Source organism: Xanthomonas cucurbitae (assembly GCF_002939885.1).
Lineage (GTDB): Bacteria > Pseudomonadota > Gammaproteobacteria > Xanthomonadales > Xanthomonadaceae > Xanthomonas > Xanthomonas cucurbitae.
Genome location: NZ_MDED01000118.1, coordinates 1 through 709, shown reverse-complemented (window position 1 = coordinate 709; position 709 = coordinate 1). Strand labels below are relative to the sequence as shown.

2 protein-coding genes are annotated in these 709 nt (G+C 45.4%); both read left to right on the top strand.

From position 1 onward, the window contains the following. On the top strand, nt 1-190 hold a 190-nt coding region (locus tag XcuCFBP2542_RS19890; protein ID WP_211293047.1), incomplete at its 5' end, for a hypothetical protein. Nucleotides 191-194: 4 nt separating this feature from the next. Next, on the top strand, nt 195-611 hold the full coding sequence (locus XcuCFBP2542_RS19485) for a hypothetical protein (RefSeq protein WP_146090380.1): 417 nt from the start codon (nt 195-197) through the stop codon (nt 609-611). Nucleotides 612-709 lie beyond the last annotated feature (98 nt).

The following is a 709-nucleotide window of genomic DNA, read 5'->3' as shown; positions in this document are numbered from 1 at the left end:
CACCTTCTGGGACGGTGGAAAGGGCCTGTTTCCAAGGCTCAACGCAGATTCAGGGGCCTCAAGGCACCCACACGAATCCGCGATGAGCCAAAAGAGTAAAGAGAATGGAAACAAGGAGAAAGGTCGCAGCCCAAAAATCCAAGAAGATGCCCAATTCAACGGGCTGGCAAAATTAAACTTAATGGACTGAGATAGTGATCGATTTTATTTCCAACTTCTTCGCTAGAAAAAATGCGGCAGGGTCGATTGCAACGCTATTGGAATTCCAACAGGCGGTTGGCCGATTTCATGGAAACCCTTACATCTTCGCTCAATACATTGTTGATAACTGCTGGAATCACAATAAAGAAACATTCCGCCAATCCAAGGGCATCAAAGCAAACCACTTAACAATTATTGCCATGTCACTTGCATGGGGAATTTCGAAGACAGATCTGAAAGATCCAAATATCGAGGCTCTACTGACATGCTTAAAAACTGCCATTGATGAGGCGCGGAGAAGTCGAAATAAATCTATTGATTTGGATATCAATCTCGTAAATATGTGCGAAAGAATTCGCAATGAAACAATCCAGCTCATAACGGAAACGCAGCTTAAAGACTCAGTATAAAAATTCAGGCTCATCGCGGATTCGTGTGGGTGCCTTGAGGCCCCTGAAGCTGCGTTGAGCCTTGGAAACAGTCCCTTCCCGCCATCCCAGAAGGTGGT